Origin of the sequence: Marinactinospora rubrisoli, assembly GCF_042664915.1 — a bacterium.
GTDB lineage: Bacteria > Actinomycetota > Actinomycetes > Streptosporangiales > Streptosporangiaceae > Marinitenerispora > Marinitenerispora rubrisoli.
The window spans coordinates 36210-52133 of the sequence record NZ_JBHTBH010000008.1; the positions used below are offsets into that span (position 1 = coordinate 36210).

The 15924-nt window shown below is 71.9% G+C and carries 11 protein-coding genes; 6 read left to right on the plus strand and 5 right to left on the minus strand.

The window, feature by feature from the left end; all coding sequences use genetic code 11:
- Together ACFQRF_RS17215 and ACFQRF_RS17220 are read right to left on the minus strand one after the other, a co-directional pair.
- Complete coding sequence (locus ACFQRF_RS17215) at nt 1-2241, minus strand: ATP-binding protein (protein WP_379872127.1); 2241 nt, start codon at nt 2239-2241, stop codon at nt 1-3.
- Complete coding sequence (locus tag ACFQRF_RS17220) at nt 2238-3374, minus strand: hypothetical protein (protein ID WP_379872128.1); 1137 nt, start codon at nt 3372-3374, stop codon at nt 2238-2240. The genes ACFQRF_RS17215 and ACFQRF_RS17220 overlap by 4 nt, the downstream gene beginning before the upstream one ends.
- A 330-nt stretch (nt 3375-3704) precedes the next feature.
- Between ACFQRF_RS17220 and ACFQRF_RS17225 the strand changes: the two genes are divergently transcribed.
- Both ACFQRF_RS17225 and ACFQRF_RS17230 read left to right on the plus strand, forming a co-directional pair.
- Entirely contained in the window at nt 3705-4418 is a 714-nt protein-coding gene (locus ACFQRF_RS17225; RefSeq protein WP_379872129.1) for an OmpA family protein, read from the plus strand.
- Nucleotides 4419-4601: 183 nt separating this feature from the next.
- Nucleotides 4602-5594 (plus strand): aldo/keto reductase, encoded by a 993-nt coding sequence (locus ACFQRF_RS17230; RefSeq protein WP_379872130.1) that lies wholly within the window; start codon nt 4602-4604, stop codon nt 5592-5594.
- A gap of 85 nt (nt 5595-5679) precedes the next feature.
- Here ACFQRF_RS17230 and dacB read toward each other — a convergent pair whose 3' ends face one another.
- Nucleotides 5680-7335, minus strand: coding sequence for a D-alanyl-D-alanine carboxypeptidase/D-alanyl-D-alanine endopeptidase (gene dacB, locus ACFQRF_RS17235; protein WP_379872131.1), 1656 nt, complete (start codon nt 7333-7335; stop codon nt 5680-5682).
- A 407-nt stretch (nt 7336-7742) separates the two neighbouring features.
- The gene (locus tag ACFQRF_RS17240; RefSeq protein ID WP_379872132.1) at nt 7743-8825 is read right to left on the minus strand and encodes a trypsin-like serine peptidase; all 1083 of its coding nucleotides are present in this window, start codon (nt 8823-8825) and stop codon (nt 7743-7745) included.
- Between the two features lie 205 nt (nt 8826-9030).
- Between ACFQRF_RS17240 and dxr the strand changes: the two genes are divergently transcribed.
- The 3 genes from dxr to ispG all read left to right on the plus strand — a co-directional run bounded on the left by dxr (nt 9031) and on the right by ispG (nt 13184).
- On the plus strand, nt 9031-10290 hold the full coding sequence (gene dxr, locus ACFQRF_RS17245; RefSeq protein ID WP_379872133.1) for a 1-deoxy-D-xylulose-5-phosphate reductoisomerase: 1260 nt from the start codon (nt 9031-9033) through the stop codon (nt 10288-10290).
- Nucleotides 10291-10432: 142 nt separating this feature from the next.
- Nucleotides 10433-11800, plus strand: coding sequence for a M50 family metallopeptidase (locus ACFQRF_RS17250; RefSeq protein WP_379872134.1), 1368 nt, complete (start codon nt 10433-10435; stop codon nt 11798-11800).
- Nucleotides 11801-12026: 226 nt separating this feature from the next.
- Nucleotides 12027-13184: a flavodoxin-dependent (E)-4-hydroxy-3-methylbut-2-enyl-diphosphate synthase gene (gene ispG, locus ACFQRF_RS17255; protein WP_379872135.1), complete on the plus strand. Its 1158-nt coding sequence runs from the start codon at nt 12027-12029 to the stop codon at nt 13182-13184.
- A gap of 84 nt (nt 13185-13268) precedes the next feature.
- On the opposite strand, the gene ACFQRF_RS17260 is transcribed toward ispG, so the two are convergent.
- Nucleotides 13269-13835 (minus strand): M23 family metallopeptidase, encoded by a 567-nt coding sequence (locus ACFQRF_RS17260; RefSeq protein WP_379872136.1) that lies wholly within the window; start codon nt 13833-13835, stop codon nt 13269-13271.
- A gap of 404 nt (nt 13836-14239) precedes the next feature.
- On the opposite strand from ACFQRF_RS17260, the gene ACFQRF_RS17265 reads away from it, so the two are divergent.
- Entirely contained in the window at nt 14240-15817 is a 1578-nt protein-coding gene (locus ACFQRF_RS17265; RefSeq protein WP_379872137.1) for an alpha/beta fold hydrolase, read from the plus strand.
- Nucleotides 15818-15924: the final 107 nt, after the last annotated feature.

Consider the following 15924-nt stretch of genomic DNA (forward strand, 5'->3'; position numbering starts at 1 on the left):
TCACCGCGGCGGACCGTGCCAGGGTTCGTCGTCGTCGAAGTCGGTCTCCACGTAGACGCCGTTCAGTGGCGGCCCGGGCCGGCGGTGAGGTCGTGGGCGGTCGTCGGGCGGAGGGACATCTCCGAGGGGCATGATCCAGGTGGGGTGCCGACCCGTGTGGACAGACGGGCGCTTTTCGGTGGACCACGCCTGGTTCTGGGAGCCAAGGATTTCGTTGAGGGCGCGTTTGACGACGCCGTGGGTGCGGATCCAGCGCACCGGGTCCGGGCTCAGGGAAGCGGGGATCTCCTCGCTGAGCAGTTTCTCCACCTGGGCCCACGGGATGCCGCTCGTGGAGTGCAGTTTGCGGTGGAACTCCTCGCGCTTCCGCAGGCCCTGGATCGCGGCTTGGACGTGGGTCTGGACGGCGTCGACGGATGTGCCGTCGGTGACGACCGGGCCGCCGGCCTTGGTGATCGAGGCGGTCAGTTCGGCGTCCAGGGCCCTTCGTAGCCGGGAGGCGGAGACGTCGGGGGCCGGGCGGGTGGCGGTGGGGTCGGCGACCTCGTAGGTGCTTTCGAAGGGCAGGGCGCGCAGCGGGATGGGGTAGGGGCGTTCGCCCGCGCTGGACCAGAAGACGCCGTGGCCGGGGATGGGCTCGTTGAGCAGGGACGACAGCAGATCGACGGAGAAGTGTGAGTTGGCCTGGCGCAGGGCGCGCAGGTCGCGTTCGGCGAGCAGGTGGAAGACGAACCAGTTGTCGCCCTGGGACAGCAGTTCCGTCGAGATGGAGCCGGGCTGCTGGGTGATGAGCACCGCGCCCAGGTCGTACTTGCGTCCCTCCTTCACCCACGCCACGAACGGGCCTTCCCCGTGTGCGCCAGCGGGGGCGAGCATGGACTGCGCCTCCTCGATCACCGCGATCGTGGGGATGGTGCGCGAATCCCGCCTGGTGAACTGCTCCTGGTTGTGCTCGAAGATGTCCTCCAGCAGCACCCCGGCCAGCGCGAGGCCCTGCGGGCCGCGCAGCTTGGAAACGTCCACGATGCATAGCCGGCCGGCGCCCAAAGCGGTCTTCAGCGCCTGGAGCAGCCGGCTGGCCGGGTCGTGCAGCGTGTCCACCACCCGCGCCATGTTGGACCGCGCGGCGATCGCCTCCGCGTCCTGTGTGCCGTCGTCCTTGAGCCGCAGCACTTCGTAGAAGACCTTCAGGTCCGTGGCGTTGCCGTCCCGGTGGACCGCATCCACCAGGCGCGCCCACCGCTCGTCGCGCTTGAGCTGGCGCAGTTTGACCACGTTCTGCTGGTCCTGGCGCTCGGGCGGGATGACCAGGGAGACGACGCGCGCCGGCGGCAGCTCGCGGATGTCGAGCTTCACCGTGTCCACGGCGACGAACGCGCCGTAGAAGTCGCTCGGCGGCTCCTTGTCGGTGAACACCACGACCTGGTCCATGAGGCCGGGCACGTCGCACAGGCCGGGCCTCCCCTTGTCATCAGGCCAGAAATACTCGCCGTCTGGGTCGAAGACGACGGTGCCGACCGGTACGCGGCGCCCGCCGCGCTTCTCGACGGTGGGGGCCTGTCCGCCGCCGTACAGGTTGGCGAAGAGCAGCTTGACCAGGTTCGACTTGCCGAAGCCGGCGCGAGCGAAGACGAAGGAGCGGCGGCTCACCAGGTGCCGGATGTCGAACCGCGGGACGACCACGGGCTTGCGCAGCTCCAGCCGCGGGTCGCCATCGGCCCGGGGGTCGCCCGCCCCGTAGACGAACTCGCCGAGGGCGAGGAACCCGAGTTCGGCGGTCGCGGCCGGATCCGCGGTGGCGCCCGCGACGTGCTGCAGCATCGCGTCGGACAGGAAGGCCACCTTCGCGCCCACGTGCGGCAGCCGCCGGTGGGACGGTACGAACACCGGCGGACGCCCCGGCTCCTTCTCTCGCAGCACGCCGAGGATGCGGATGTCCACCCGGTACTTCAGGTACTGGTCGCGCAGGTTCTCAGGTATGGGGCGGTCCTCGCGCTGCTGGCGGATCGCGTAGTCCTCGCCGGTGGGTGACACCAGCCGGCCATGGGCCGAAATTGTGGTGATGCGGCCGAGCACCGCCTCGGAGTCGTGCTCCAGGCCGACGAGCACAAACTGCCCATGCATGGGCGAGGACTGGAAGTCGCTCCGGTAGGGGAGCACGAGGTCGGCGTGGAACTCCATGCCGCCTTCGGAGAAACCGAGGAACGTGCCAACGGTGACGGCGGAGTGGAAGAGGCTCATCGGTACCTTCGGGCGGCGACGTCGGACACGTACAGCTTGTTGAAGGCGTCGAAGAGGTGCCGACGCTCGGGGTCGATGTGCTCCCGGACGGCGTCCTCCAGCGAGTCCTGCAGGATCTCCAGGTCGAAGTCGGCGACCTGCGCGTGCTGGTCGGCCTCCTGCAGGCTCAGCGGGTAGTAGGGCATGGGGAAGCCCGACTGGGCGTCGTACAGCAGCGAGCCGAACACCTCCTGCGCGCGGTCCCGCTGCGGGTGCAGCAGGTCGACGGTCCACACCGGGTCCCCGGACTCCCCGCCGAAGCGCACCAGGTGCATTGCCCCCATGTTGTGGCGCGGGACGTCCTCGTCGCCCGAGCTGTCCGTGTCGTCGGGCGGACGGATGTAGTCGGCACGGCCGTAGATCTTGCGCTGGAGTTCGTAGGGCACGGCGGCGTAGTAGGGGTGCCCGGTGGGGAACAGGTCCGCGATCGACATGGCGAGCCGGTAGCGGTCCACCACCTCCGATCGCTTGGCGATGCCCACGAGGAAGATGTCGCGCTTCCACCGTCGCCTGGCGAAGGCGATCGCCTCCCACATCCGCTCGTACATAGCGTGGAAGAGGTCGCCGGCGAAGATCCGGGACCGCAGCAGGCCATCCCGCACGATCAGCGTGTTCGTGCCCCAGTCGCGGTAGCAGACCAGGTCGTAGAGCACCGCCCACTCGCACAGGTCGCGGAAGACGGCGGGCCACTGCGCGAACCGCGGCCGTGGCGGGATCATGGGGGTCAGCTCGGCCAGTGACGTGACTCCGAGGTCACGCATCAGTGTCCCCAGGACGCTGTGCGGGTCGTCGAGGTGGCGGCGGCCCAGCTCCACGGTGTCGGTGGAGGGGGACACCACGTCCAGGAACATCTCGACGCCGTGACTGTCCACGATTCGGACGACCTGCAGCGTGAAGGGGTTGAAGCGGAGCTGGTTGTTGCCACCGTCGGACGCGACCAGGGACACGGCGCTGCTGTGCCGGGGCTGGATCGGCCGGACCTGCGCTCTGAGCGTGCGGACGTCGCCGAGTACACCGTCGAGGAGCCGCGAATCCCGCGCCGTCGCCTCCCGGATCCGTTGTTGGATATCCGGAATGCGGGCCAGGTCGAACACTCGCGCTCCTGCTGGGTGGGGCGAAAGACGGGCGAGAGCGCCATTTTACCGATCATGCCTGACCCGGCGGTCGGCTCGGGAGAAATGCCGGTGATACACGGGGCGCCCAACGTGGCGGTGTTTTCGGTCGGGCACCGGGGTGATCTGCGGGTTGTCCGGCTGCGATGTGCGTTTCACCAGCGCGACTTCTGTGTGTGGCGCAGATCACGCAGTGGGTTTTCGTGTGGCCGAAACCGGCCACTTCGTGACGTGCTTCGCGGGTGCCCCGGGCCAGTGCGTGGAAACGGTGGGAGTGTTCGCGCTGGGTGAAAGTCGGCGTGAGATTTGGGCGTGGCCATTTTTTCGGCGCTGATCGCGCTGATCTCCGGCTTTTCTATTCTTCGGAAGGTGGCACGAGAAACAGCGAAAAGGCGGCGCGCCCGGCGGGGGTCGGCGCGGAGGGGTGAGTGGTTCGCGGGGACGGATCCGGCGTTCTGGCCGTTTGTGCCCGCGTTGCCGTTGTTCGGGGTGCTGCTGACGACGTACCTGGTCCTCGGGGTGGCGTTGGCGCCGGTCGGGACGGTGGCGGGGCCGGAGGACGACGTCGCCGTGGCCAGTGCGGCCGGGGTCGGGGTGGAGATGCGGTCCGATGGTAATTCGGTTTCCGGTGCGGTGGGCGATGCGGAATCCGTTCCCGCTCTGGTCGGGCATCCGGCGGAGATGAAAACGCGGGTGTTTTTCGCGCACGGTGATTATCGGCTGAGTCCCGAGGCGGGTGCGGTGCTGGCGGAGTTCGTGGCCGAGATCGAGCGCCACGAGGTGCGCGGGGTGCGGGTCGCGGGGTATGCCGACTCCACCGGGCCGGACGTGGTGAACGATGCGATCTCCCTCGACCGGGCGCGTGCCGTCGCCGACTTTCTGCGGGCCGAGTTGGCGGACGGGGACCTGGTGGTGGAGGTGACCGGCCACGGGGCCGACCGGCCCGTTGCGGACAACGCTTCGCCCGAGGGGCGCGACGCCAACCGGAGGGTGCAGGTCGTCGCGGACCTGGCCAGCGACGGCTGATCGTGGCCGTCACCCGGTGGTTCCGCCGGTCCGGCCGCGGATGTTGAACTTTGGTGGGATTCTCCGGACAAGGGGCGGCCTGCCGGTTTCGCCGTGCAGCCGCCGGGGCAGGTCCGCACCTTGGATCGATCGCCGCCCGGCGCCCGGACGGCGTCGTCCCCCTCCAACGACAGGGAGATCGACATGCGGCAGCGCACACTTGGCGGACAGGGACTCACCGTCACCGAGCAGGGACTCGGGTGCATGGGGATGTCCTACGGATACGGCGGGCAGGACGACGAGGAGTCGCTGCGGACCATCGACCGCGCGCTCGAACTCGGCGTCACCTTCCTCGATACCGCCGACATGTACGGCCCGTGGACCAACGAGCGGCTGGTCGGCCGCGCCATCCGGGGGCGGCGGGACGAGATCGTCCTCGCCACCAAGTTCGGCAACGAGGTCGACTCCGAGGGCCGCCAGACCCGGCGGGTCAACGGGCGGCCGGACTACCTGCGGCAGGCCATCGACGGGTCGCTGCAGCGGCTCGGGGTGGACCATGTCGACCTCTACTACCAGCACCGTGTCGACCCCGACGTCCCGATCGAGGAGACGTGGGGTGCGCTGTCCGAGCTGGTGCAGGCCGGCAAGGTGCGCTACCTGGGCATCTCCGAGGCGGCGCCCGAGACCATCCGGCGCGCGCACGCCGTGCACCCCATCAGCGCCCTGCAGACCGAGTACTCACTGTTCACCCGCGACGTCGAGGACAACGGGGTGCTGGCGACCGTGCGGGAACTCGGCATCGGGTTCGTCGCCTACAGTCCTCTCGGGCGCGGCTTCCTCACCGGAGCGTTCCGCAGCCCGGAGGACCTGCCCGAGGGCGACTGGCGGCGCGGTCACCCCCGCTTCAGCGGTGAGAACTTCGCCAAGAACCTCGCCGTCGTCGACAAGGTGCGGGAACTCGCCGCCACGAAAGACGCCACGCCGTCACAGCTCGCCATCGCGTGGGTCCTCGCCCAGGGCGAGGACATCGTCCCCATCCCCGGCACCAAGCGCCGCCGGTACCTGGAGGAGAACGTCGCCGCGTCCGGCATCACGCTGACCAAGGCCGACCTCGACGCCATCGAAGAAGTCGCCCCGGCCGGCGTCGTGGCCGGCGACCGCTACACGCCCGACGGCATGCGCGTCGTACACCGCTGACGCGAGCGGCTCTCCCCGGGCGCGGACACCCCCGGGCCCGGGGAGACGCACGACGGCGGGCCGTCGCCGCAGGAGTGGCCGGACGCTAGCAGGCCCTCGCCCAGGTGCACTCCAGCTCCCCGGCCTCCCCGGCGCGGCCGGTCTCCGCCGCGCGGAGCGGGACGACGCCCGCGGCCGGGACCCGCGGCACACCGGGCGTGGGCGTGGTGCGGCTGAACTCCGCCAGCCGCACGGCGATCGCGTCCTGCACCGGGCGCGGCGGCGAGCCCGAGTAACCGTTGTTCAGGATGGCGAACACCAGCCGCTCGCCATCGGCACCGGTCACATAACCGGACAGGCTGCTCACTCCGGTCAGACTGCCGGTCTTAGCGCGCACGTTCCCGGCCGCCGCGGTGCCGCGCATGCGGTTGGTCAACGTGCCGCCGACCATCCGGTCGGCGGCACCGGCCACCGGCAGCGCGTTCTCCCACTCGGCCGACCACGGCTGCTCGCGGGCGGCCTCCAGCAGGTCGGCGACCAGCCGTGCCGGGATGCGGTTCGCCCGGTCCAGCCCGGAGCCGTCGCGCAGCTCCAGACCCCGGGTGCCGACGCCGAACCGGTCGAGCGCCGCCTCCACCTCGGCCAGTCCGGTCCGCCAGCTCCCCTCGCCGGACACCTCCTGGCCGATGGCCTTGATCAGCATCTCCGCGTGACCGTTGTTGGACAGCTTCATGGCCGGCACCAGGATCTCGGCGAGCGTGGCCGACTCGGTCCGCGCCAGGCGGACCGCGCCGGCCGGGCGGGTGCCGCGACCGATCCGCCCGCCGACGCTGACACCGTGCTCCGCCAGCGCGTCGGCGAACACGTGCGCCGCGAAGTCAGTCGGCTCGTGGACGGTGCGCAGGTCGCTCTGAGCCGCGCCGCCGGCGGGCAGCGTCCCGGAGACCGTGATCGTGTTGCCGCCCGGCGCCCGGGTGATGGACACGCCCCGTGCGTCCGCCGGGCGGACCGTGCGCGCCCGGTTGACCACCGTGACATAGTCGGTGGCCGGCGTGAGCCCGACGCGCACGCGGTCCCCGGCGCGGCGCCCCGGCGTCACCGTCACCTCGACGACGCCGGTGTCGTAGTCGTCGTTGGCGGCCACGGTGAGGGCGGAGATCTGCGCGGCGTAGTAGTACGGCTCGTCGGCCGGATGCCAGCCGGCGCCGAGGCGTTCGTCATCGAACCAGGTGTCGTCCGCCAGCAGGTCCCCGGTGACGGCGGTGACCCCGGAGGCCGCGACGTCGGCGGCGAGCCGGTCGTAGCGTTCGGCGGTCATCGTCGGATCGCCGGTCCCGACCAGGTACAGGTCGCCGTGCACGACGCCGTCCCGGGGTGCCGCCGTGCCGTCCACCGTGGTGACGAACCGGTGGCCGGCGCCGAGCACGTCGAGCGCGGCGGCGGAGGCGAGCAGTTTGGCGTTGGAGGCGGGGATCAGCGGAGTGCCCGGCTCGCGCCGGTACAGCACATCGCCCTCGGTGAGGCTGCGCACGACCAGGCCGGAGGTCGCCCCCTCCAGGAGCGGATCGCGGAGCAGCGCGTTGATGTCGGCGCGCAGGTCGGTCACACCGGGGGCGGCCGTGGGAGCGGGCGGAACGGTGTCCGCGGCGGCGGGACCGCCGGGGACGAGGAGGGCGATCCCCGTCACCGCGCCCAGCGCGGCGGCGAGCAGTGAACGGGCGGGACGGCGGAGATGAGCGGAGGAGACCGGGGGAACCGTCATGGCGTCTCTCTCATGTCGGTCCGCGAGCATTCCTCGCGGGCTGCTCTCCCATCTTCAACGCGCGTTCCCGAATTGAGGAGTATCTCGGGGGCACCGGTGTGTTCCGGCGGTGCGCCAACGGAGTGCAGCGCCCACCGGAGGAGGAGAAGGGGCACCCGCGGGGCTCGGTGCCATGGCCGGACGCGGTGCCGGTCGTCCAGCGCGCAGCGCCCGTGCCCCCGACGGCCTTCCGGACCCGCCGATCCGCCCGCCGAGTGCTGAAGGCGGGTGGCGTGGTCATCGGCGACGTCGTCGCACCGCGCCGGCCGAATGCCGATACGGCGGAGCAGCGAGTCCGGTGTCGGCAGGGAGGGACCGCGTGCGGCGGCGGGGCGGTGCTCCCTGCGGCCAGCCCCGCCGCGACGCGGCTACAGCGTCCGCGCCCGGTCGTACACCTTGCGGGCCGCGGCCCCCAGCCGCGGGCCGTACTGCGTCCCGGCGTCGTTGGCGTACTTGAAGCTGATCACCGACATGATGGTGCCGCTGCCGGTCCCCGGGTCGAAGTCCCGGAACCACGGGCCCCCGCTGGAACCCTCGGTCATGCGGCAGCGCATGCCGGTCGCCGTGGTGCCGCTGCGGTCGGGAGTGGTGGTGCCGGCGCAGTAGTGCAGCCGCCGGCCGTCGAAGGAGCCCGACGACGGGTAGCCGAACGCGTACAGCCGCCGTTCGCCGGCCGGGGCGAACGCGATCGGCTGGCTGCCGGTGTGGTCGGCGACGTGACCGCCCTCGGAGCCGGTGTGCAGCACGGCCATGCCGAAGTCGAAACTGTCGTCGGCGCTCTTGGACCACTCCTGTGGCACCAGCATCTCGCGGGCGACGAAGCTGCCGTACGGACGCCGGCCGTTGTCGTAACCCGGTACGAAGGTCCAGTTCTTCACCCAGGCGCCCGTGCCGTCCTTGAGGCAGTGGCCCGCGGTGATGACGGTGTCGCGGTTGTCGGCGCGTACCACCGAGGCGGAACACGAGAAGTCGCGGCCGTTGCTGGTGAGAAAGACCCGGCCGGTGGTCCGCGTGACCTTGCCGCCGCCCGTCCATGGCTCGCCCCGGCTGCTGCCCGAGGGGGCGGCCTGGGCCTGGGTGCCGGACTCGGGGGTCACCGGGCCGGGCAACGGAAGCCGGCTCAGCGTGTCGTCGAGCATCCGGCCGAGCGGGACGGCGGCCGCCATCCGCTGGGGGGTCCAGTAGGCCAGTACCTCCCGCTGCTGGGCGGCGTCGGTGGCGGCGGACTGGCGGACCACACCGGTCAGGGCCGCCGGCAGCGGCATCAGCACTCCACCGAACACGCCATGGTCGGGAGACGGCGTCGCCGCCGGTTGGGCCGACGCCGTGGGCGAGGGGGAACCGGCAGGGACGGGTGTCTCGCCCGCCGTGGCGCCGGCGGGCAGGCCGATGACGGCGATCGCGACGGCGGCGAGCGGACCGACGAGCTTGCGCACGATGGACGAAGTCATGGCTCGCGATCATGCCACACTCTCTGTGATCGCGTACTTACTTTCGGTTCATTTCGCGTGGCGTGCGCGTTCGCCCGAAAACCGGTGATGCCGATGGCGCCGGTGACGCTGCCCACGCCGGGCGTTCCCGCCGCCAACGGCCCTCCCCACGCCCCCGACCGCCGGGCGGCGGCCGGCACCGGCCGGGTGCGCGACAATGGGAAACGTGCCTATCGCCGAACACCTCCCCGCAGGCCCGCCCACCGCCGAACCGCGTGAGGTCGTCATCCTCGGCTCCACCGGCTCCATCGGCACGCAGGCCATCGACGTCATCACCCGCAACCCCGGCAGGTTCCGGGTGATCGGGATCGCCGCGGGCGGCGGCCGGCCCGATCTGCTCGCCGACCAGGCCGCCGCGCTCGGGGTGGAGGCCGTCGCCGTGGCCGACCCCGAGACGGCCGCCGACCTCGCGCGCCGCCTCGACGAGCGGGGCAGCGGCGCCAAGCTGCTCGCGGGCCCCGAGGGCGTCGCCGAGCTGGCCGGCCGGCCGTGTGACGTGGTGCTGAACGGCATCACCGGCGCGCTCGGCCTGGAATCCACGCTGGCGGCGCTGCGGGCCGGCCGGCTGCTCGCCCTGGCCAACAAGGAATCGCTCATCATCGGCGGACCGCTGGTGCGCGCGGCGGCCCGGCCCGGCCAGATCGTGCCGGTCGACTCCGAGCACTTCGCGGTCGCTTCCTGCTTCCCCCACGTGCCGGACGCGGAGCTGACCGGCCTGGCCCAGGGACACGTCGCGGCCCGCCGTGCCGAGGTGCGGCGCCTCATCATCACCGCCAGCGGCGGCCCGTTCCGCGGCCGCACCCGCGCCGAGCTCGCCGACGTCACCCCTGCCGACGCACTCGACCACCCGACCTGGAACATGGGCCCGGTCATCACCGTGAACTCCGCCACCCTGGTGAACAAGGGGCTGGAGGTCATCGAAGCGCACCTGCTGTTCGACGTCCCCCTGGACCGCATCGAGGTCGTGGTGCACCCGCAGTCGGTCGTCCACTCCATGGTGGAGTTCGTGGACGGCAGCACCCTGGCTCAGGCCAGCCCGCCCGACATGCGCATCCCGATCGCCAACGGCCTCGCGTGGCCGGATCGGGTCACCGCCGCCGCGCCGGCCGTCGACTGGACCCGCGCCCACACCTGGACCTTCGAACCGCTGGACCACGACGCCTTTCCCGCCGTGAGGGTGGCCTGCGAGGTGGGCGCCGCCGGGGGGACCGCCCCCGCGGTGTACAACGCCGCCAACGAGGAGGCCGTCGCGGCGTTCCTCGCCGGCGGACTGGCATTTCCCGCGATCGTCGACATCGTCGCCCAGGTAGTCTCGGAACACCGCGATGCGGACACCCGGTCCGCGTTGACGCTGGCCGACGTCTACGCCGCGGACGCGTGGGCCCGGACGCGCGCCAGGGAACTGATCACCTCCAGGCCGGTGTGAGGGAGCCCGCCGAAGTGCACACGACTCCCGGGCGCCGGCCGAATCCCCCGCCCGGCCCGACCACCCACCCCGCCGACGTCCGCCACCACACCCCGCCGTGGCCCGTCGCGAGACCTTCCAGACAGACGCTTGGGGGACCTACATGGTCGCGTTACTGACCACGCTCGGGATCATCCTCTTCGCCATCGGCCTGCTCCTCTCCATCGCCTGGCACGAGCTCGGGCACATGGCCACCGCCAAGATGTTCGGCATCCGCTGCACCCAGTTCATGGTGGGCTTCGGCAAGACCCTCTGGTCGACGAAGCGCGGCGACACCGAGTACGGCATCAAGCTGGTGCCGCTCGGCGGTTACGTGCGCATGGTCGGGATGATCCCGCCCGCGCGCGAGCGGCCCGAGGGCGAAGAGGTCTCCGGCAGACCGATGTCGCGGTGGCGCGCCATGATCGAGGACGCCCGTGAGGCGTCCTATGTGGAGCTCGAACCGGGTGACGAGGACCGCCAGTTCTACCAGCGGGCACCGTGGAAGCGGATCATCGTCATGGCCGCCGGCCCGGTGATGAACCTCATCCTCGCGGTGATCCTCTTCTGCATCGTGCTCATGGGCATCGGGCTGCCCCGCCCCACCACCACCATCGGCGAGGTCACCGAGTGCGTGGTCCCGGCCGCCGCGTCCAGCACCACGTGCCCGGAGGGCGCCGAGCCCACCCCGGCCGCCGCCGCGGGCATGCGCCCCGGCGACCGCATCGTGGCGATCAACGGCGAGGAGACGCCCGACTGGAACGCCGTCAACACCGCGATCCGTGAGACCATCGGCCCCGCCACCTTCACGGTGGAGCGGGATGGGCGGACGCTCACCCTGGACGTCGAGCTGATCGAGAACCAGGTCGTCGCCCGCGACGCCGACGGCAACCCGGTCATCCAGCGCGACGCCGACGGCGAGCCGGTCCTCGACGAGGAGGGGCGGCAGGTCCCCGAGACCGTCTCCGCCGGCTTCCTGGGCATCGTCGCCGCGCAGGAGCGTCAGTCGCTCGGCGTCGGCGAGACCGCGCAGTACCTCGGCGGCACCGTGATGGACGTCGGCCGGGCGATCGTGACGCTGCCCGCCAAGGTGCCCGACGTGTTCCGCGCCGCGTTCCTGGGCGAGGAGCGCCAGCCGGACTCCCCGGTGGGCATCGTCGGTGCCTCCCGCATCGGCGGCGAGATCCTGTCCCAGCCGATCCCGGTGCTCGACCGCACCGTGGTCATGCTCAACATGCTGGCCAGCGTCAACCTCTTCCTGTTCGCCTTCAACATGGTCCCGCTGCTGCCGCTGGACGGCGGGCACATTCTCGGGGCGGTCTGGGAGTGGATCCGGCGCGGCTGGGCCCGGCTCACCAAGCGCCCCGACCCCGGGCCGTTCGACGTGGCACAGCTCATGCCGGTGGCCTACGTGGTGGTCGCCTGCTTCCTGTGCTTCAGCCTGATGCTGCTGGTCGCCGACATCGTGAACCCGGTCCGGCTGGTGCAGTAGCCGCCGGCCGCTCGCGGCCCCGTGTCCCGGCGTCCGGGCGCGGGGCCGCCGCGTACCTGGCGGCACGGCGGGCGGGCCGATGCCGGTAGCCTGGCAGGGTACGGAACGCCGAGGGCCAGTCCCGCGTTCCGCGGTGTGGCGGCGCGTGCGCAGCGCGGCGGCGCCCGAGTTCCCGACATCCAGAACACGCCGCCGGTCGCCCCGGCGGCCGGTGAGGTGAGACCGAGTGAGCGTCGATCTTGGAATGCCCGCGCCCCGCCCGCGCCCCCTCGCGCCCCGGCGCAAAACGCGGCAGATCATGGTCGGCAACGTTCCCGTCGGCGGGGACGCCCCCGTGTCCGTGCAGTCGATGACGACCACCGTGACCGCGGACATCAACGCGACACTGCAGCAGATCGCGCAGCTCACCGCCTCCGGCTGCCAGATCGTGCGCGTCGCGGTGCCCAGCGCCGACGACGCCGAGGCGCTCCCGATCATCGCGAAGAAGTCGCAGATCCCGGTGATCGCCGACATCCACTTCCAGCCCAAGTACGTGTTCGCGGCGATCGACGCCGGTTGCGCGGCGGTGCGGGTCAACCCGGGCAACATCAAGAAGTTCGACGACAAGGTCGGCGAGATCGCCAAGGAGGCGGCCAACGCCGGCATCCCGATCCGGATCGGCGTCAACGCCGGGTCGCTGGACAAGCGGCTGATGGAGAAGTACGGGCGGGCCACCCCTGAGGCCCTGGTGGAGTCGGCGCTCTGGGAGTGCTCGCTGTTCGAGGAGCACGGGTTCCGCGACATCAAGATCTCGGTGAAGCACCACGACCCTGTCGTGATGATCCAGGCCTACCGCCTGCTCTCGGAGAAGTGCGACTACCCGCTGCACCTCGGCGTGACCGAGGCCGGGCCGGCGTTCCAGGGCACCGTGAAGTCCTCGGTGGCGTTCGGGGCGCTGCTGGCCGAGGGCATCGGCGACACCATCCGGGTCTCGCTGTCGGCCCCGCCGGCGGAGGAGGTCAAGGTCGGCATCCAGATCCTGGAATCCCTGGGGCTGCGGGAGCGCGGCCTGGAGATCGTCTCGTGCCCGAGCTGCGGCCGGGCCCAGGTGGACGTCTACACGCTCGCCGAGGAGGTCACCGCCGGGCTGGAGGGCATGGACGTCCCGCTGCGGGTCGCCGTCATGGGGTGCGTGGTGAACGGCCCCGGTGAGGCGCGCGACGCCGACCTGGGCGTGGCCTCCGGCAACGGCAAGGGCCAGATCTTCGTCAAGGGCGAGGTCATCAAGACGGTGCCGGAGTCCAAGATCGTGGAGACCCTCATCGAGGAGGCCCTGCGGCTGGCCGAGGACATGAAGGACGCCGGGGTCGAGTCCGGTGAGCCGTCGGTCTCGGTGGCCGGTTAGCGGTACCGGCCCGCGGAGGCCGGCGACACACGTACGGGCGGGCGCGCCGGGTGGCGCGCCCGCCCTCGTGTGTTCGGGGGCGGGTCAGCAGCCGGTGCTGCTGGTGATGGTGGTGTTGCCGAAGTACCGGATCGCCACACCGTTCAGCACCACCCGCACGGGGGAACCACCCGAGCGCTGCTCGTAGTGCAGGTGCGGTCCGGTGGAGCCGCCGCTGCTGCCGACCTTGCCGATGATGGTGCCGGTGCTGACCCGCTGGCCGACCGACACGTTGAACGAGTTCAGGTGCGCATACAGGGTCGTGATGCCGCCGCCGTGGTCGATGACGATGTAGCGCCCGTAGCTCTCGTTGCCCAGGTTGCGGACGGTGGTGACCGTGCCGGGCGCGCTGGCGCGCACGTTCTTGTTCAGCGCGTCGCCGCTGAGGCGCTGGAAGTCGACCGAGTTCTGCGGGTTGTGGTTGGTGCGCGTGTTGGCGTTCCACACCTGGTTGCAGTCGAACGGGGTCCGCAGGTTGAGCGCCGCCAGGGTGGCCTCGGTGCCGACCGCCGCGTTCGCCGCGCCGCTGGGCATCAGGACCGCCACGAGGGCCGCGGTGCCGACCAGCGCGCCGAGCGACCGGGTCGCTGCACGGACTGTGGGAAGCTGCATATGCTCGTTCCTCACGATTCGGGGGATTCGGCGGGACCGAACGTAGCGAACCGTCAGCCTCGTGACGAGACCCAAATCCGGCGGGAAACCCGGGCCGGTCTGGGTCCCCTACCGTGGGTCCCCTATCCCGGCGCGGAGCGCCGGGGCGGATCGCGCGGCTCGCGGATCCGGCGGCACGGCCGGCGGCCCCGCCGGAGGCGGCTGCTCCGGCCCGGAACGGGCGCCGGCTACACCCGCGATACACCATGTGCGCGTTCCGGTGCGGTCGTGGCCGCCTCCGTTCCCGGAAGGTGACCGGTCACCACCGGCCCGCCATGCCGTCTCCCGCTCCCGGGTTCGATTACGCAGAGAACCTATGATGTCGCGCAGAGTGGTCATGGTGTGCGGGGTGAGGGGTGGTCGGGGTGCGACGACACGGGTTCGGGGCGGTAGCGGCCGTCGTGGCGGGGACGCTGCTGGCCGCGCTGGCACCGGGTGCGCCCGCCGCGGCGGCTCCGGCGGCGGCGCTGGGCAGGCTCGCGTGGCAGACCTGCACCGACCTGCAACCGCAGGAGGGGCAACGGCTGGAGTGTGCCACGCTGGAGGTCCCGCTGGACCGCGCGCCGGGCGGGACCGGGGAGACCGTGCGGCTCGCGCTCTCCCGCGTGCCGGCCCGCGCGGAGCGCACCGGTGTCCTCCTGGTCAACCCCGGCGGGCCGGGCAGCCCCGGCCGGGACTGGGCCGCCGTCACGGCGGGCCGGCTGCCCGACGACCTGCGCGACCGGTACGACGTCGTCGGATTCGACCCCCGCGGCACCGGCGCGAGCACGCCCGCGATCGCCTGCGATCCCGCGTACTTCGCCCCCGTCCGGCCCGACACCGTCCCGGGCGACCGGGCGGAAGAGCGTGTGCTGCTGGACCGCGCCGCGTCCTACGCCCGAGCCTGCCGGCGCAACAGCGGCGAGCTGCTGGACCACATGCGCACCGTCGACTCCGCCCGCGACATGGACGCCGTCCGGGCCGCCCTCGGGGTCGAGCGGATCTCCTACCTCGGCTACTCCTACGGCAGCTACCTCGGCGGCGTGTACGCCACGCTGTTCCCGCAGCGGGTGGACCGCCTGGTGCTGGACAGCAACGTCGACCCCGGCACCCCGTGGTACACGGCCAACCTCGCGCAGAGCAGGGCGCTGGACGCCGCGGCGGACAACTTCTTCGCCTGGGTCGCCGAGCACGACGACGTGTACCGGCTGGGCGGCACCGTGGACCAGGTACGGCGCCGCTACTACGACGTGCGCGCCGAACTCGCCGCGAATCCGCTGCAGGACCGGTTCGGCCCCACCGAGCTGGAGAGCACCTTCGTGCTGGTCGCCTACCACAGCGCCTACTGGCCGGTGCTGGCCGCCGCGCTGGCCGGCTACGCCACCGGGAAGGACCCCGGCGCGCTGGTGAAGGCGGGCGCCGACCACGGCGAAAGCGCCACCACCGACCCGGCCCACGGCGCGTACCTGGCGACCCAGTGCACCGACTCCGCGTGGCCGCGCGATCCGGCGGTGTGGCGCCGCGACGGGCGCGCGGTGCACGCGCAGGCGCCGTTCCAGGGCTGGAACAACATCTGGTACAACGCCCCGTGCATGTATTGGCCGGCACAGAGCGGCCGGTGGTTCCAGGTCGACGGTTCCCGGACCGGCGGAGCACTGCTCGTCCACGCGTCCGACGATGGCCCGACCCCGATCGCCGGCGCGTACGCCATGCGGCAGCGCTTCCCCGGGGCGCGGCTCGTCGTCGAGGACGGCGGGGTCAGCCACGGCGTGGCGCTGAGCGGCAACTCCTGCGTGGACGAGGCCGTGCTCCGGTACCTGCGGGACGGCACGCTGCCCGAGGCGGTCGCCGCCCCCGGCACCGACGCCGCCGACCTCAGCTGCGCCCCGCGCCCCGAACCGACTCCGCGTACCGCACAGGCCGCGGCCGATCCCTTCCGGGTGCCGATTCCGGTTCGGCCGTGACCCGGGGCCGACGTGGGTAGGGAAGTACCGGACGATCGGCGGTGAAACGGTGGGAACGTGGGCGTTCGCGGCGGCGGCTGGATACGATGTCGCTCATGGGCCGCTGG